Annotated in this window: 15 protein-coding genes; 5 read left to right on the top strand and 10 right to left on the bottom strand. The window is 42.3% G+C overall.

Annotated features, from left to right (window positions below; all coding sequences use genetic code 11):
* Window positions 1–51: 51 nt before the first annotated feature.
* Window positions 52–789 (top strand): hypothetical protein, encoded by a 738-nt coding sequence (locus GNF10_RS20195; protein ID WP_185585415.1) that lies wholly within the window; start codon window positions 52–54, stop codon window positions 787–789.
* Between the two features lie 585 nt (window positions 790–1374).
* Window positions 1375–2169 (top strand): DUF2993 domain-containing protein, encoded by a 795-nt coding sequence (locus tag GNF10_RS20190; RefSeq protein WP_185585414.1) that lies wholly within the window; start codon window positions 1375–1377, stop codon window positions 2167–2169.
* Between the two features lie 301 nt (window positions 2170–2470).
* Here the strand turns inward: GNF10_RS20190 and GNF10_RS20185 are convergent, their stop codons facing one another.
* The 8 genes from GNF10_RS20185 to GNF10_RS20150 all read right to left on the bottom strand — a co-directional run bounded on the left by GNF10_RS20185 (window position 2471) and on the right by GNF10_RS20150 (window position 12203).
* A complete protein-coding gene (locus GNF10_RS20185; RefSeq protein WP_185585413.1) occupies window positions 2471–3862 on the bottom strand; it encodes a UDP-glucose/GDP-mannose dehydrogenase family protein in 1392 nt (463 codons plus the stop codon).
* A gap of 155 nt (window positions 3863–4017) precedes the next feature.
* Window positions 4018–4968, bottom strand: coding sequence for a UDP-glucuronic acid decarboxylase family protein (locus tag GNF10_RS20180; RefSeq protein WP_185585412.1), 951 nt, complete (start codon window positions 4966–4968; stop codon window positions 4018–4020).
* 425 nt (window positions 4969–5393) lie between these two features.
* The gene (locus GNF10_RS20175; protein ID WP_185585418.1) at window positions 5394–7532 is read right to left on the bottom strand and encodes a cation:proton antiporter; all 2139 of its coding nucleotides are present in this window, start codon (window positions 7530–7532) and stop codon (window positions 5394–5396) included.
* Between the two features lie 142 nt (window positions 7533–7674).
* Window positions 7675–8331: an HAS-barrel domain-containing protein gene (locus GNF10_RS20170; protein WP_185585411.1), complete on the bottom strand. Its 657-nt coding sequence runs from the start codon at window positions 8329–8331 to the stop codon at window positions 7675–7677.
* Between the two features lie 167 nt (window positions 8332–8498).
* Window positions 8499–8696 carry an NAD(P)H dehydrogenase subunit NdhS gene (locus GNF10_RS20165; RefSeq protein WP_012411449.1) on the bottom strand — a complete coding sequence of 66 codons (198 nt, stop codon included), beginning with the start codon at window positions 8694–8696 and terminating at the stop codon, window positions 8499–8501.
* A gap of 88 nt (window positions 8697–8784) precedes the next feature.
* A complete protein-coding gene (gene rodA, locus GNF10_RS20160) occupies window positions 8785–10098 on the bottom strand; it encodes a rod shape-determining protein RodA (RefSeq protein WP_185585410.1) in 1314 nt (437 codons plus the stop codon).
* Window positions 10099–10278: 180 nt separating this feature from the next.
* A complete protein-coding gene (locus GNF10_RS20155; protein WP_185585409.1) occupies window positions 10279–11349 on the bottom strand; it encodes an Mrp/NBP35 family ATP-binding protein in 1071 nt (356 codons plus the stop codon).
* 329 nt (window positions 11350–11678) lie between these two features.
* Entirely contained in the window at window positions 11679–12203 is a 525-nt protein-coding gene (locus GNF10_RS20150; protein ID WP_114083378.1) for an SRPBCC family protein, read from the bottom strand.
* A 308-nt stretch (window positions 12204–12511) separates the two neighbouring features.
* On the opposite strand from GNF10_RS20150, the gene hemF reads away from it, so the two are divergent.
* Together hemF and GNF10_RS20140 are read left to right on the top strand one after the other, a co-directional pair.
* Complete coding sequence (gene hemF / locus GNF10_RS20145) at window positions 12512–13555, top strand: oxygen-dependent coproporphyrinogen oxidase (protein ID WP_185585408.1); 1044 nt, start codon at window positions 12512–12514, stop codon at window positions 13553–13555.
* Between the two features lie 252 nt (window positions 13556–13807).
* Window positions 13808–14176 (top strand): STAS domain-containing protein, encoded by a 369-nt coding sequence (locus GNF10_RS20140; protein WP_114083376.1) that lies wholly within the window; start codon window positions 13808–13810, stop codon window positions 14174–14176.
* Window positions 14177–14231: 55 nt separating this feature from the next.
* On the opposite strand, the gene GNF10_RS20135 is transcribed toward GNF10_RS20140, so the two are convergent.
* Window positions 14232–14837 carry a chromophore lyase CpcT/CpeT gene (locus GNF10_RS20135; protein WP_185585407.1) on the bottom strand — a complete coding sequence of 202 codons (606 nt, stop codon included), beginning with the start codon at window positions 14835–14837 and terminating at the stop codon, window positions 14232–14234.
* A 204-nt stretch (window positions 14838–15041) separates the two neighbouring features.
* On the opposite strand from GNF10_RS20135, the gene psb29 reads away from it, so the two are divergent.
* Complete coding sequence (gene psb29 / locus GNF10_RS20130) at window positions 15042–15749, top strand: photosystem II biogenesis protein Psp29 (protein WP_185585406.1); 708 nt, start codon at window positions 15042–15044, stop codon at window positions 15747–15749.
* A gap of 65 nt (window positions 15750–15814) precedes the next feature.
* Here the strand turns inward: psb29 and GNF10_RS20125 are convergent, their stop codons facing one another.
* A complete protein-coding gene (locus tag GNF10_RS20125; RefSeq protein WP_012411457.1) occupies window positions 15815–16177 on the bottom strand; it encodes a phage holin family protein in 363 nt (120 codons plus the stop codon).
* Window positions 16178–16370 lie beyond the last annotated feature (193 nt).

Raw genomic sequence — 16370 nt, 5'->3', positions numbered from 1 at the left:
AAGTGAGTTTATATAATCATACATCTGGAACTTTTCCCAGAATGAACAATAATGTTAGATGCCACAAATACGAAAGAATTAACATATTGGACTACGCCAGAAATTAAAAATAAAATTTTAGAACTTGTTAAAGATCGCAATCTAGAGCCATTAAAAGCCAAAGTAGAATTTTATAAAAATGAATTAGCACCATACTTTGCAGAGTTGAGCCGACGTAATCCCTTTGGGAAGGTTGCAGATCAAGTAGCGCTCGTGGCGGGAGTATGGGTACCAATATGGTCTACTATACCTTTTCAAGATATTTTACCTGGTAGGATACACGAGCAGTCTTACCAAATTTTTCATACTGATGGTTACTATGCAAATATTGCCCGTTATGCACCAGGACATCAATCTAGCTTTTGGCAAAAAATTGCATTAAAATTACCAGCTTATGACTTAATGTTGTTGCAAAAATATTCAGTTATAGATGAGAAGTGGGATATTAAAAATGTTGGGATATTCCAAGCATTGAAAAATAGAGAAATCGCGTTGACAATTGATGATGCAGATGAGTGGTTTACGACAACAGTCAAATCTAAATTTAAGGAAGTAGCACCAAATATAGATTTACAGCAAGAACTTATAGTAAAAGATATGGACAGAAACACAGTCAAGAAATTTAAAAAAGTTTACTTAGCTACTTCTTTTTTAGAGCATCTATATATAGATAATGATTTTCGGTTAGTTAAGAGTCAACGAGAAGCAACACAACGACCAAGTTATACAATAGCTATTCGTAGACGTTAGACTAACAAAATTTTTTAATTTTATGCAGCCACTACAAAAACAAATTACTTCTACTGACACTTATAACTATGGAGCTATCGCAACCTTGAGACTGTTTTTGACAAATGTGTGATCGCTTCCCAGCATTTGCTGAATACATTCAGAAGTATTACGCTTGAAGCTTGAGAGGGAGTAAATATCTTGAATGATGTTTAGGATGGCTTTGATTATGCATTAAATTTGCACTAAATATAATACTAGCATTCAGATTACTTAATATAATCAGTAATATTTGACACAATTAACTTCTAACCATCAGTCATTCTATACTTATCCATCAGCACAATTAATCAAGGATAGCTTGCTCTATTCTTCGGAGTTTGTTACAAAAGTACAAAGAACTTCTAGAAACCCAAAACCACAAGTTCCTACTTTGTTTAATATCTGATGCGAATATAAAAATTTTTAGTAATAAATTATACATTCATTCATAAGCCATTAGCCATTCTATACCTATCCATCAGCACAATTAATCACGGGATCGCTTGCTGTATTCTTCATGATTTGTTACAAAAGTACAAAGAACTTCTAGAGACCCAAAACCACATGTTCGGCGGACTTACTGGTTTACAAGATCCTAAAGGCACAGATTGGGGAGAGCGGATGCTCAACACGGTCGCCAGCCAAACGATTCGCCACCTGTTTACCCAAAGCGAGTCAGTAGAAGTCTTTGTGCGCTGCTACCCCTCCAGCAAGCTCTTGCAAGGCAGCATTGATAGCTTCAAAATGAGCGGTCGTGGCTTGGTGATTCGGAGAGATTTCGCAGTAGAAGAGATGTCTTTTGAAACTGATGCGGTAGCTATTGACTTCGGCTCGGTTTTAAAGGGCAAACTTAGTCTTAAGCAACCCACTCAAGCGATCGCTCAAGTAATTCTATCAGAAGCAGGCATTAACCAAGCCTTTAGTGCGGAACTGGTGAAAAAGCGTCTGCTTAACCTCTCCGTACCCTCCCTGACGGCATTATCTGGCGGTGAACCCGTTTCCTTTACGGAAGTTCAGGTACAGCTTTTACCTGAAAATCGGTTGCAGGTTGTAGCAAAAGCAGATTTAAACAATGGCGAACTTGTGCCCCTGAGCATGATTTTAACTGTAGGCATTGAAAGACGCCGGCGCGTTTCTTTCAAAGATCCAAAAATCGAGCTTGACCAAGTGCCAGAAGCACAACGAGAAATCTCACAAACCTTGAGCGTAGCGCTGGTAGAAATTTTAGATAATATGGTTGATTTAGATCGTTTTGACCTCGATGGAGTGAAAATGCGGCTCAACCGATTAGAAACTGAAGGTCAAAAACTTATTTTCAGTGGATATGCAGAAATTGAACGTATTCCAAGTAGCGCTTGATATGAAATGAACACTTAGTGTAAAACTTTAAACAAATTAAATACCGCCTAGATTATTCTAGGCGGTAGTTTAAATATTTAGGTTTTTAAGGGATTTCGGAGTAATTGATTATAGGTTGTAATTCATTTTTACTTATCACCCCTAACTCCCAATACGGTTTGGTTAAGATCCCCCCGCCTGCGGCACCCCCTTAAAAAGGGTGACTTTGAGAGCTTTTTGTCCCCCTTTTTAAGGGGGGTTGGGGGGATCTTCAAAAGATTAAAACTTTAACCGAACCGTATTGCCCTAACTTCCTAACTCTTTACCTTCCCACGCCTACATATTGGAATCCAGCGCGGATCAGTATTTCAGGGTCAAGGAAGTTACGACCATCAATGATAACGGGGTGGGCCATCAATTTTGCCATCTTCACATAGTCGAGAGTGCTGAACTGCTGCCATTCGGTGACGAGTACTAAGGCATCGCAGCCGTCAGCTAATCTTTCGGCATCGGTTTCTACTAACACGCCAGAAAGACCATGACGCATACCTGTTTGGGAAATAATAGGATCGTAAGCTTTAACTTTGGCTCCTAGTCTGTTTAGCTGCTCAATTAAAATGAGGGCTGGAGCATCGCGCAAGTCGTCGGTATCTGGCTTGAAGGTCAGTCCGAGTAGTCCGACTGTTTTGCCTTTGAGAATTTTTAGAACTTGTTGGAGTTTCTCCAGAGCAATCAAGCGTTGGCGTTCGTTAACACTAACGGCAGATTTTAGTAACTGGGCTTCATAACCATAGTCATCAGCAGTATGAATCAGAGCGGAGACATCCTTGGGAAAGCAAGAACCACCCCAACCAATACCAGCTTGTAAAAACTTGTTACCTATGCGGGAGTCTAAACCAATACCTTTGGCTACTTGGGTGACATCAGCACCGACGCGATCGCAAATATTAGCAACTTCGTTAATAAAACTAATCTTAGTGGCTAAAAAAGCATTAGCGGCGTATTTAATCATCTCCGCCGAACTCAGGTCTGTTGCCAGAATTGGCACTGGGGGTAAAGATTGATCCTCAGCGTACTTGCGTTCTACAATCGGGGCATACAGTTGTTGCATTAACGCTACTGCTCTTTGGCTATTGCCTCCTAGTACAATGCGATCGGGGTTAAAGGTGTCGTGAACAGCCGAACCTTCGCGCAAAAACTCTGGATTGCTGACTACATCAAACTCGGCTACAAATTCAGGTAATTTATCATCACTCGGCACTCCACCTGCGGGTATCAGTGTTTTCTGCCGCTCTGCAACACCATCTAGAACAAGCATCCGCACCCAGTCACCTGAGCCAATGGGGACTGTAGACTTATTCACTATCACCTTATAACCACCGTTGAGATTTTCGCCAATCCCACGGGCTACAGCTTCAACGTAACGAGTATCACTTTCACCAGTGGGCAAAGGTGGTGTTCCCACAGCAATAAACAAAATTTCACCGTGGGAAACTCCAGCAGCAAGATCGCTTGTAAAATGAATCTTCTGTGTTTGAATGGCAGACTGCATAATTTCTGAGAGTCCCGGCTCAAAAATTGGAGACTGTCCAGACTTCATTAACTTAACTTTTTCTTCGTTGTTGTCTACGCAAATTACATCATGCCCAATATGAGCCAAGCAAGCACCTGTAACTAAACCAACGTAGCCAGTACCAATCACGCAAACACGCATTCTTTAACTCCCTAATTTTTTTGGTGTAGTCTTCAAAAAGAAGTTATCAATATGACACATGACACTTAACACACAGTTAAAAACTCAGTAACTAAGCATACCAGCTACCCTGTGGGTGAGCCTGCATGAAAATTCAGAGCAACGCTAGGCGCTACTTAGTTGGTTGAATTATTGACATCGCCTTGAATGCGATCGCGGAAATCTTCTATTGTCAGTTTTAACCCCTCTTGCAGAGGAATGGTAGGTTCCCAATTTAACCAATTCTTGGCCTTAGTAATATCGGGCTGGCGACGGCGAGGATCGTCGGAAGGTAGTGGCTCGAATTTAATCTGTGCATCTGGATTGATCATGTTCTGCACAGCTTGTGCCAACTGTAAAATCGTGTACTCACCAGGATTTCCCAAATTCATTGGGCCAATATAGTCGCTATTCATCAGGCGGATGAATCCTTCTACCAAATCGGAAACGTAGCAGAAACTACGAGTTTGCGAACCATCACCGTACACGGTTAAAGGATTACCCCGCAAGGCTTGAACTATAAAATTACTTACTACCCGACCATCGTTTTCTAACATTCTCGGGCCGTAGGTGTTAAATATCCGCACAACTCGAATATCAACTTTATTTTGTCTGTAGTAATCAAATGCTAAAGTCTCAGCAATTCTTTTACCTTCGTCGTAGCATGAACGTATCCCAATGGGATTGACGCTACCCCTATACTCTTCAGTTTGGGGATGAACTTCTGGATCACCGTATACTTCACTAGTTGAAGCCAAGAAAAACCTAGCTTTCACACGTTTAGCTAGCCCCAACATATTTAGGGTTCCCATGACGTTAGTTTTAACGGTTTTAACTGGGTTGTACTGGTAATGGACTGGTGAAGCAGGACAAGCTAAATGATAAATTTGATCCACTTCTAACCGAATTGGTTCGGTAATATCGTGGCGGATAAGTTCAAAGTACGGATGACCTAACCATTTAAGAATGTTACGTTTATGTCCAGTGTAAAAGTTATCCAAGCATATTAATTCATGCCCTTCATTCATTAATCGGTCGATGAGATGGGAACCAATGAACCCAGCACCGCCCGTCACCAAAATTCTCATAGTTTCCCAGTTACTTACAAATATTTTCAGTACCTATTGCACTTACTTTTAGATTACCCAGCTTGGGGACAAAAATACAGAACTCAAAAAAGAACAAGGCTTAATCAAAAAGTGTTATTGAACTTACTTATTTTTCTACGGTTAAAGTTGTGTGATGTTTTTACCTGCTTTTTTAACAATTTAACTAGAAAAATAACAAACTTAGTCTCAATATTGTCAGTCTTCCACTTAAAGTTCATCAAATCTTCAATAATATAAAGTGTTTGTGGTTACTGCTGTTCTTAATTGAATACAAAGCACCAAAAAATTGACTACAGGAATGTACAGATATCCCTAGAGTCCATTCATTTGTTTAAAAGCTTATTTATATTATCAATGCGGATTACAGCCCCAGTTCACTTACACTATATAAAATCTGGCCAGTATTATACAGCAGATGTAATACTAGTAACCGTGTTAGACATAACTACATTTGTGGTTTGAGTGCGCTGCGGTTCTCCAAGCATGACAATGGAGCAGGTTAGTTGTCTGGCTAACTGGGTTGTAACATCGCTAATGGCTAACCCTCCAGGACTGGTACGATTGCGTATAAAAGGTAAAACTACTAAATCATATAATCGTGCTGCCTGCAAAATTGCTTGGGCAACATTTTCATGAGCGATAATTTGAATTTCTGGAGCATTAGCCAAAGCTAAATTAGATACCATTAGGGAGAGATGTGATCGCCTCCAAGCAATTTTACTGGAACTCGTGCGGCGATCGCACACATTTAGCACAGTAATGTGGCTCTGATTTGCCTCTGCCAGCATCTGGGCAAATTGTACAGGCTGTAATATGGGTGCTGTTAAGTTTTCTACTGGTACTAAGATGCGCTGAATTTTTTTAGGTGATTCTACTAGACGTGTTACTGCTACTGGACAATGGGATGCCCAAAGCACACCATCAATCACATTCCCAAATAAACGCGCTCGTAACCCAGTCCGTTTACCCCAACCCATCACAATTAAATTAGCCTTTTGTTCGCGGGCGGCTCGGCTAATTCCTTGAGCAAAGGCATCATCAATTCGCAGCATTGGTTCTGCGACCACGCCCAATACTCGACTGTGTGTCGTGGCTTTGGTCAATAACTGCTCACTGCGTTGTAGAGAAGCTTCTAACTGTGGTGCATCCATCTGAGCCGCAGCAGTTGCGATCGCCAGTGGTATAATTTTCCCCTGAGACTGACGCGCTAATAACGCTGCCATTTCAATTAAATGCTGTTCGGTATGAGGATTATAGACAGGTACGACTATCGTAAAAGCGCTGTCTGTCTCTGGCGCATTCTGGTCAGCTAGAGGTAGTGCCTGATCTTCCTCTGGTAAGGAATTCAAACCAACAGCTATTCGGCTGGTTATCAACGGCCCTAAAGTTGATGTGACAACCATTAAGACAATGACACTGTGTAATACTTCTACTGGCAGCAATCCAGCCCGATATCCTACGAGGGTAGCTGCTAAGGTTGTACCAACCTGGGGAAGTGATAGCGACCAGATGGTTAACGTTTCTTGCCACTTGTAGCGATAAAGCAGTTTTGCCAAAAAAGCTGCAATCAATTTACTGGCAATCAACCCGACTATCATCAACAGCGTTAACTTGAGCGTATCCAGGTTGTTCACAAAGGTGGATAGATTGAGCAGTAAGCCAAGGTCAACAAAGAAAATGGGAATAAACAACACACTGCCAATAAATACTACCTTTTCTTTGACAGGGCCTTCACCCACAGCTTCATTCACCGCCAAACCCGCGAAAAAAGCACCAACTATTTTTTCTACTCCAATCAATTGAGCGCCTACAGCTGCCAGAAATACGGAAAGTAATACAAACAAAAACTTGTTTCCTTCATCATCTCCAGACCGCTTGAAAAATTCCTTACCTACCCAATCAAAGCCTGTAACAACGGCAACAGAGTAAATAATTAACCAACCCGACAAGGTGAGTAGTTTAGCAAAGCTGAATGCTCCAGCATGAGTGATGCCTACACAAGCGCCTAAAATCAGCACTGCCCCAATATCTGTAAAAATCTTAGCTCCAATGGTGACAGTAACAGCTTCATTGTTTGCTACTCCCAAACGGCTGATTATGGGATATGCCAAAAGAGTATAGGAAGTGAATAAAGAGCCAATTAAAATTGAAGTATTCCAGCCATAGCCTAAAATCAGCCCTACAAAGGTTCCCATTATCAGGGGGACAATGAAAGTCAAGCTAGCAAAGCCAAAGGCACGACTTTTTTGCTGACGGAACTTTTCGAGATCAACTTCTAACCCTGCGACAAACAGTAAATAACTTAACCCAATATCTGATAGCAGGTTAATCATCGGTGAGTCAGACTGAAATAAATTCCAGCCTGAAGGCCCAAGTACTAACCCTGAGAAAACCAAACCCACTAATCCTGGTAATCTTAGCCGCTCAAACATGATGGGGATAACTAAGATAACCACCAGCAAAATAGCAAAGGGAACAATTGGTTCCTTGCCAAGAACTTGGGAAGTTGGTTCCAGAACAAGAACTTGTGATATGAGTTCCATCATGTAGGAATTGAAGGGGCTATGGTAAAACTGCGATTACCATCAGGCGATCGCCTGATGGATATAAAATGGGTAAGCCACCTGACGAAAAATTAAAAATATTAACTTACACTAACTAGGTAATTGTCTAAGAACTAACTACCTACGGATGGATTTGACTTAAAATAAACCTCAAGCGATCGTAGTCGTCTTTAAGTAGCACGCTTAGGTTACGTCCAGCTTTAATTAGCCATTCTCGGTCAGCTTTGCGTAACTGGTATACATCTCGAATGGCAGCTGCGGTCAAGGACTCGACTGGCGCACCGTTAATACAAAGCAATGTCCGCAAAAAATCTAGTTCTTCAGTAAATTTAACGATCGCTTCTGGTTCACACCGATAAACAGCTTGATGAATTTGCGGGGGACGGGGTGGTAGATACTGATATATTCTTTGGTTATAACCTCGATTCTGGGAAGATTGTTCAAATCCCACGATCGCAGCTCGAAATTCTGTTCTCAACATGGCAAATATCTGGGGTTGTTCTTCGCGTAAGTCTTGCAGTGACAACCCCAAAGCCCTAGCCCGGTGTACTGAATCTATAGGCATAGTTGTAGCATAATATACTATGCCATAAACTTGATTCCCAGATTCTTCATCCACAGAGCAAACCCAACTACCAAAGGGTGGCATGGAGGGAAAACTCAAATCTTCTGGTTCCAAGCACTGAGCTAGAAATTCAGTACTAGTAGTTTCAATCACCTCTGCAATATGGTTGGGATGGCGATCGCCAGTAGCAAACTGTGGTAGTGGGAGGCGCATAGTAATTTAGTCATTAGTCATTGTTGAGCCAGAGCGGTCTTCTCCCAAGGGGGTTTTCCCCATGAGTGACTGGCGTTCGCCATAAATGTGCCGGAGGCAGCACCCGCAAGCGTCATTAGTCATTAGTTTTTGCCAAAGGACAAAGGACAAATGACTAATGACTAATCTTATTTGGCTTTTTTCCGTCCGGCTATGGTCTCTACAAGTTCCAATTCGCTTAGGCGAAAGGTAACTAATTTATCCCAGTTACCACCTTCAAATAATACGGCTACTTTGCCATCGGTCAGTCGTTGCACGAGTCCTTCGTAGCGATAATAGGTATCTGCGGGATTCTTGACGCGAACAGTTGCTCCAGGCAGAATCATGTTTTTAGCCTCGCTTGTTTCCTTTTAATAGCTTAATACTTGTTATTAGTCATTTGTCGTTGGTTCTTAACAAATGACTAATGACGAATCAATAATACTTTTGCCTTTGGCGAAAATTTGCTACCGATTCTACTATTCCCAAGGAAATGAAGTTGGTCAGCATAGCAGAACGCCCATAACTCATCCAAGGTAAAGGTATTCCTGCCACAGGTGCTAAACCTACAGTCATGCCAACGTTCACAATCAACTGAAACACGATCATAGATAAAACGCCAATAGCCAGCAAGGAACCAAAGTTATCTTTGGCGGTTTGGGCAACATGCAGCAGACGGAGGCAAATTAAGCAGAAGACAAACAGCACTAACAAACAACCAACAAAACCGAATTCTTCTCCGACTGCGGAGAAAATAAAGTCTGTATGCTGTTCAGGTACAAAATTCAGTTGCGTCATTGGCCCCTTGAACAGACCCCATCCCCAAATTTCACCAGCACCAATGGCAATACGAGATTGGATTAAGTGATACCCAGCACCGAGTGGATCGTGATCGGGATCCATGAATACAGTTAGCCGAGCTTTTTGATACGGTTTTAAAATATGGTTCCAAGCGAAGACTCCTAATTCGCCACCTAGTATATTGAGAGTCCACGCACCGAGCGCACTGCAACCAAATCTACGCCAAGGGAGAGTTTGCCACCCCAAAATAGCCATCGCAAATGACCAAACTATTCCCAATGGGCCAAAAGATACTTCTTTGAATAAAATTATCGGCTCTGATAAAGGCCAAGATATACTAAACAAAATGGCCGCAACCACAGGAGAAATCAGCAGAATTAACCAGCCTGGGTTAGCATTTGCCCAATAAAGCATTCCTAAAACGATCGCACCAAATACCAATGATGTTGCTAAATCCGGCTGCAAAAATACTAATCCCCAAGGTACGGCGGTAATTGCCAGAACCCTGAAAACACCTTCAAGGCTAGAAGCAGTACGCCTGTGTAGCAAAGCTGCTAAGGTAACGATCATGCCGACTTTGGCAAATTCTGAGGGTTGCACGTTAAAGCCGGCGATACTAATCCACCTCTGTGCCCCTTTAGCGCTAGTACCAGCAATCATCACCGCAATTAAGCTGAAATTCGTTAGTGAGTATGTTACCCAGTGCCACTGCATTAAGAGTTCGTAGCGGATGCGAGATAAAAATAGGGCTATAACCACGCCGATACCCGCTACCATCCAGTGCCACCACCAGTCAGTTACTGGCTGCTTCAGTTCCGTACTGAGGATCATGATGCCACCAAAGATACTAACAGCAACTGGCAAACAGAATAGTAGCCAATCTATATGCTGCCAGGGCTTAACCCAAGACTTCCAGCGAATTTTGGGGAGCGATCGTTTTAATAACATTGTGCCAATTTAGACTTTTTTAATTGTTGGGAATTGGGGATTGGGAATTGGGAATTGGTTATTTTCGTTGTCTCTCTAAAGTTGCGATCTGTTGACTTGTCTTTTGTTTTCCTTTTCCCCATTCCCCATTTTTAGTATTCCCAGGACATAGCCCAGGAAGCAGATAGAAATTAAAATTAATTATGTCAACGCAGCAACTGATACTTTACCAGCAATGGTAAGAGCGATCGCAGTTAATGCTTTTGCCGAAGCTGAATCTGGATCGCCAACAACTATAGGCACACCACTGTCACCACCAACTCGTGTGGAAATCTCTAGCGGTACGCAGCCCAACAGTGGCACTCCCAATTCGGCGGCGGTTTTGGAGCCTCCACCAGAACCAAAGATGTCATAGTGTTTATCTGGTTGATCGGGGGGGATAAAATAGCTCATATTTTCCACGATCCCCAATACCGGGACATTCATCTGCTGGAACATCCGCAATCCCTTGCGAGAATCTAATAAGGCTACAGTTTGCGGTGTGGTGACAATTACCGCCCCGGCCATTGGCACTGCTTGAGTTAAAGTTAACTGAGCATCTCCGGTTCCCGGTGGCATATCTACAATCAAATAATCCAGTTCTCCCCATTGCACTTGATAGAGAAACTGGCGAATTACGCCATTAAGCATAGGGCCCCGCCAAATGACTGGTTGATCTCGGTCAATCAAAAAGCCCATTGAAACTAATTTGACACCATGATTAAAAGCAGGTTCCAAAATATCACCTGTTTCAGTGGAACGCACCACAATTTGGGCATCAGCTAGACCAAGCATAGTGGGATCGTTAGGGCCGTAAATATCAGCGTCTAACAAGCCAACTTTCGCCCCAGTTTGAGCTAGAGCCACTGCTACATTCACTGCCACCGTACTTTTACCAACGCCACCTTTGCCACTGGAAACAGCAATGATATTTTTCACCCCAGAAATACCAGTGCGGTCAGGTAAACTTTTTTGTTGCGGTGTTTCTGCCGTCACTTCTATGCTGACATTTGTAACGCCTGGTAGCTTGTTGACAGCTTTCTTACAGTCTTCAACGATAAATTCCCGTAAAGGACAGGCAGGAGTGGTCAACACTAAAGTGAAACTAACCTTACCACCGTCAATTTTGACGTTGCGAATCATATTCAGTTCCACCAGACTTTTGCGAAGTTCTGGGTCTTCCACTGGACGCAAAATTTCTAGGACAGAGCGAGAATCGAGGACATCGTACATAAAAATTCAAAATTCAAAATTCAAAATGAATAAATACACTTGTGGCGAACATCTTAGCTATTAACTCGATGTTTTCTTAAGTAAGGTCAGCTTAGTGTTTTCACTGTCAATGCCGTAATAAAACTTAGCAAATGGCATTATACCTAATAGAATCTTAACTTTCTTTGGGACTTGGGAATTGGGCATTGGGCATTGGGCACTTGTACTGAGTTTCGGCTGCGCTCAACTACCGCGTAGTCGTTGGCGCAGCCTCTCGCAGAGAAGTATTGGGCATTGGGCATTAGTCAAAAATTCTTCCTCATCTTCCTCATCTCCCTCATCCCCATTACCTAAAAATCAAAACAACTGTCATCAAGAGATTTCTTCTTCCCAGATACCGTTGGCAATGCCGTCTTTTCTGCTGCTTCTACTAAAGACCGTGCTACGCGGTCTACATAAGGACGGGATAAAGACCAAATCAGGGGCGATAACCACCCCCGTAGCGTTACAGAATAAGATAAACAAGTGCCACAAACAGTTGACTCTACTTGATAAGTCACCCGTTCTTCTATTCCTGGAATTGCCAGCACTCGGATACTCAGCATCTCCTTGTGATTGACACGCTCTACAAAAATACGGATGGGAATTGGCGAAAAGCGTGTTACAGCATGAAAAATCAATCCTGGTTTGGGTACTAATCCGTAGGGTACATTAGTACTCTTAAGTAGTGGATGCCAGGAAACATCTGTTAAGTCAGCAACTTTTTGCCACAGTTCATCTACAGAAGCAGAACTAATTTCTCGATATGTCCGCACCAGAGAAGCGCAAAACCGACGACGTTTGCGGTGGATGAATTTGGATAACCAATCTTGCATTTTCCTAATCCTCCTCCCTAGACACTTTCTGGTAACTCTGGTATTGTGTGCAACTACGCTCAGTTCCTGAAATACCAAATGAGCGAAATAGTTAAAATTAACAAAATAAAACTCAGTCAATATACAAGCCTATACGCATTTGAGGGAAAATAACTCTAGTGATGGCCATCAATCGTATAAATGCTTAACCAGTAAGAAAAAAGCGGGTTGGGCAAATAGAGCTTGATTGTTGGCGCGTGTTTCCCCCAAATTTTTAAAATTAAGAAATTTGTGGCTTTCTGGAAATTGTAATTTAGGTTCGGGAATCTATGTTGACCAACTCGCAAACACCAACTGTAGCAGCAGAATCATCCAAGTCTTTGCCAGCACCTGACGCTCAGACTAGAGTCAGTCAGTTTATGAAACAACTGCAAGACGAAATTACTGAATCATTGGCAAAACTAGATGGTGTGGCTAAGTTTAATGAAGATAGCTGGGAACGCCCTGAAGGGGGTGGAGGGCGATCGCGCGTGCTGCGAGAAGGTGCAATATTTGAACAAGCAGGTGTAAACTTTTCTGAAGTTTGGGGTTCCCATTTGCCAGCCTCAATTTTAACCCAACGCCCTGAAGCCGCAGGACATGGCTTTTATGCCACGGGTACTTCAATGGTGTTACATCCTCACAATCCTTACGTGCCCACAGTTCATCTAAATTATCGCTACTTTGAAGCGGGGCCAGTGTGGTGGTTTGGTGGCGGTCTTGACTTGACACCTTATTACCCGTTTGCCGAAGATGCGGCACATTTACACAAAACATTAAAACAAGCTTGTGACAAACACCACCCAGATTATTACCAAGTATTTAAGAAGTGGTGTGATGAATATTTTTACCTCAAGCATCGTGATGAGACACGGGGTGTAGGTGGTCTGTTTTTTGATTACCAAGATGGTCAAGGTGCTTTATATCGCGGGCCAAACCCCGATGGGGAAGCAGCTATTCATAGCAACCAGGTGGGAACACCAGAAACCCGCAATTGGGAGGATTTGTTTGCTTTTGTGCAAGACTGTGGCAGAGCATTTTTACCAGCCTACGTACCAATTGTAGAACGGCGACATGGGATGGAATATGGTGATCGCCAACGGAATTTTCAACTCTATCGCCGGGGACGGTATGTAGAATTTAACTTGGTTTATGACCGAGGCACTATTTTTGGTCTGCAAACCAACGGACGCACCGAATCAATTCTCATGTCTTTACCACCTTTAGTGCGCTGGGAATACGGCTATCGACCGGAACCCAATACACCCGAAGCTGAGTTGTATGAAACCTTCCTTAAGCCTCAAGATTGGATCAACTGGACACCACCTCAATAATGGATAGCGGAGCCTTGAGCCTGTGCTGAGTTAGGAGTTAGGAGTTTCCCTATCTCCTTCATTTTCCTAGTCTCTGCCACTCCCTCGTTTAAAATTGCTACTCAGTACTGATTTAGTGAGTTAAACTACTAAAGTTAAGCACCTAGCAGAAAAAGGTGACAATTTTAGCTATAGCTTGTTAATCTCAAGTGACAGCGTTAGACAATTCTGTAACTACCTAATCTTAAGAGGAATGCCACGGGGAGGGCTTTAGTGATTCATATAGACCAAAAAACTTATACAACCCAAGACGGAAACACCGTTATTGTCCTAACACCAGCAGGTCGCCTAGACATTACCACTGCTTGGCAATTTCGTCTGAAGTTACAAGAGTGTATTTCCAAACTCAGCCGCCATGTAGTTGTAAATCTGGCTCAGGTGAATTTTATTGATAGTTCTGGCCTCACGTCTTTGGTAGCCGGAATGCGTGATGCTGATAAAGTCAAGGGCAGCTTCCGCATCTGCAATGTACATCCAGAAGCCAAACTCGTGTTTGAAGTGACGATGATGGATACTGTCTTTGAAATCTTTGAAACAGAAGATGAAGCTTTAGAAGGTGTACCTCGTAGTATAGCTAGCTAAAAAAGAGTTAGGAATTAATAGAAACTTCATAACTCGTAACTCATGAATGATAGGTTTATCTTATTGAATACTGATTCCGCTTGGTGTAGCGATAAGGGCCCATAATCGCTCCCCAGGTTGCTTTTCCAGTTTCTGGATCAATTCCTTTATCGTAGCTGTGAAATTCTGCCGCAGTGGTTTCAAACCCCAAGGAAACATAGATGCTATTACCAAGATAAGTAAAGCTGCAACGAGTCTCTGGTTGTGCTGTGGCCGTAAACTTATAGCGATCGCTAGCTAATGCTTCGTGAGTTACTGTTAGGATACAACCTGGTAGTAAATCTAATTGTTCGGGTGTCAGTGTGTTCAGTAGAGCAGGGTTATTGCCTGCGCCTCTTAATGCCTCTGGATCTTGAGGTATATAATATTGTACTTCCAGAGATGTGTCAGAGTTGCTACCATGACGCAACCGCATAATTCGCTGACGGTAAGGTTTATCTAGGTTAATCACGCTAGCTTGTTCGGCAAACAAGGTGATGCTATCTTCTGTGAACAAATTCACTGGTCTTTGCCACATTCGGAGATGCACATACCAAACTGGTTCTTCTATAGCTTGTTCTCGATTATCAAATTCACCAGCTAGGTACTCACCTAAAGCAATTAACTGTGGCGAGAAGTTCATAAATTCAATAAACAAATCATTAAGGAGAAATATTTCTGGCTAGTTTTTTAGAGGAAAAGGTCTTAATCCACTGTGGTTACTAGCTTATAAAATACTTTTGATTTGTTTATATTGTAGATGAAACCGTCACAAGTCAAAAGCTCAACTTGGCAAAGTAGCCTTTAAGCGAGAAAATAAAGATACGTCGCCCTTAACATTTTCTTTGTGAATAACGTCCGTACTGTCTCTGATACAAAACGAACTTTTTACAATCTTCACACCCGTCCGATTAACACTATTTATCGTCGGGTAGTAGAAGAATTGATGGTAGAAATGCATCTGCTGTCAGTAAATATCGATTTTAGCTACAATCCAATTTATGCCTTGGGTGTCGTCACAACTTTTGACCGCTTCATGGAAGGCTATCAACCAGAACGGGATCAAGAATCAATTTTTAACGCCTTATGTCAGGCTATAGAAACAGATCCACAACGCTATCGACACGATGCCCAAAGATTGCAAGCTGTAGCTAAAGGTTTGCCTGTTAAAGATTTAATTGGGTGGCTAGCCCAAACTACTTACTTAGATAGAGATCCTGACTTGCAAACACAACTGCAAGCGATCGCCAACAATCCTAACTTTAAATACAACCGTTTGTTCGCAATTGGTTTATTTTCGTTATTAGAACAGTCAGATCCTGAATTAGTCAAAGATCAAAAGCAACTCACTGAGGCGCTAAAAGCGATCGCAGCTGGCTTGCACGTATCTGATGACAAACTCAACAAGGATTTGGAATTATACCGTTCTAACCTAGATAAGATGGCGCAAGCGCTGGTAGTGATGGCCGATATGCTCTCAGCGGATCGCAAAAAACGCGAACAACGTAAACAGCAATCAACAACTCCCGTTGCTCCCCCAAGTTCCAACGAATAGTTAGGAGTTAGGAGTTATGAGTTATTAACAATTAACTCCTAACTTCTAACTCATCACTATTGATTTTAAACACCCAATAATTTGTAGATTAGGCTGTTAATTATAGTCAGCGTAAATGCTCCAATAACAGCACTCCAAATCCCGTAACGTAAGCGGAAGCCCTCTACTAACCAAGCAGCAATACTAAAGCAAACTACGGCAATCATAAATGTGAAAATGCCGGATAGTAAATCCAATGTAAGTAAATTAGGGACTGCAAAAACGAGGCTTAAAATCGGTCTGACTATTGCCGTCACGATACCAAGCACTGCGGCAGAAAGAAAGGCTTTACCAGGAGTATCAATTTCAACTCCTAAAGGTAATTTACTAATTATCAACAGGCTGATAGCTGTTACTACCCAAACAATTAAAAGCGTAACGATATTCATGCCACAACCCCTGAAACGTGAATGGCAATTGGTGATAAATTCCTTCAGTTTATCGGTGGAAAAATTTTTAAAGCTCAACCAATTATTTGTAAGTTAGCAGAAATTCCATTGCTAACCGAATTTTGTTTTAGATATCTTTAGGATTGAGAAAAAGCTTCCGGGGAGCAGGGGGGCAGAGGGGCAGGGAGCAGGG

This window comes from Nostoc sp. UCD121 (assembly GCF_014222285.1).
In the GTDB taxonomy this organism is placed as follows: Bacteria; Cyanobacteriota; Cyanobacteriia; order Cyanobacteriales; family Nostocaceae; genus Nostoc.
Note: the sequence above shows the minus strand (reverse complement) of the source record. Positions and strands in the feature narration are given on the sequence as shown.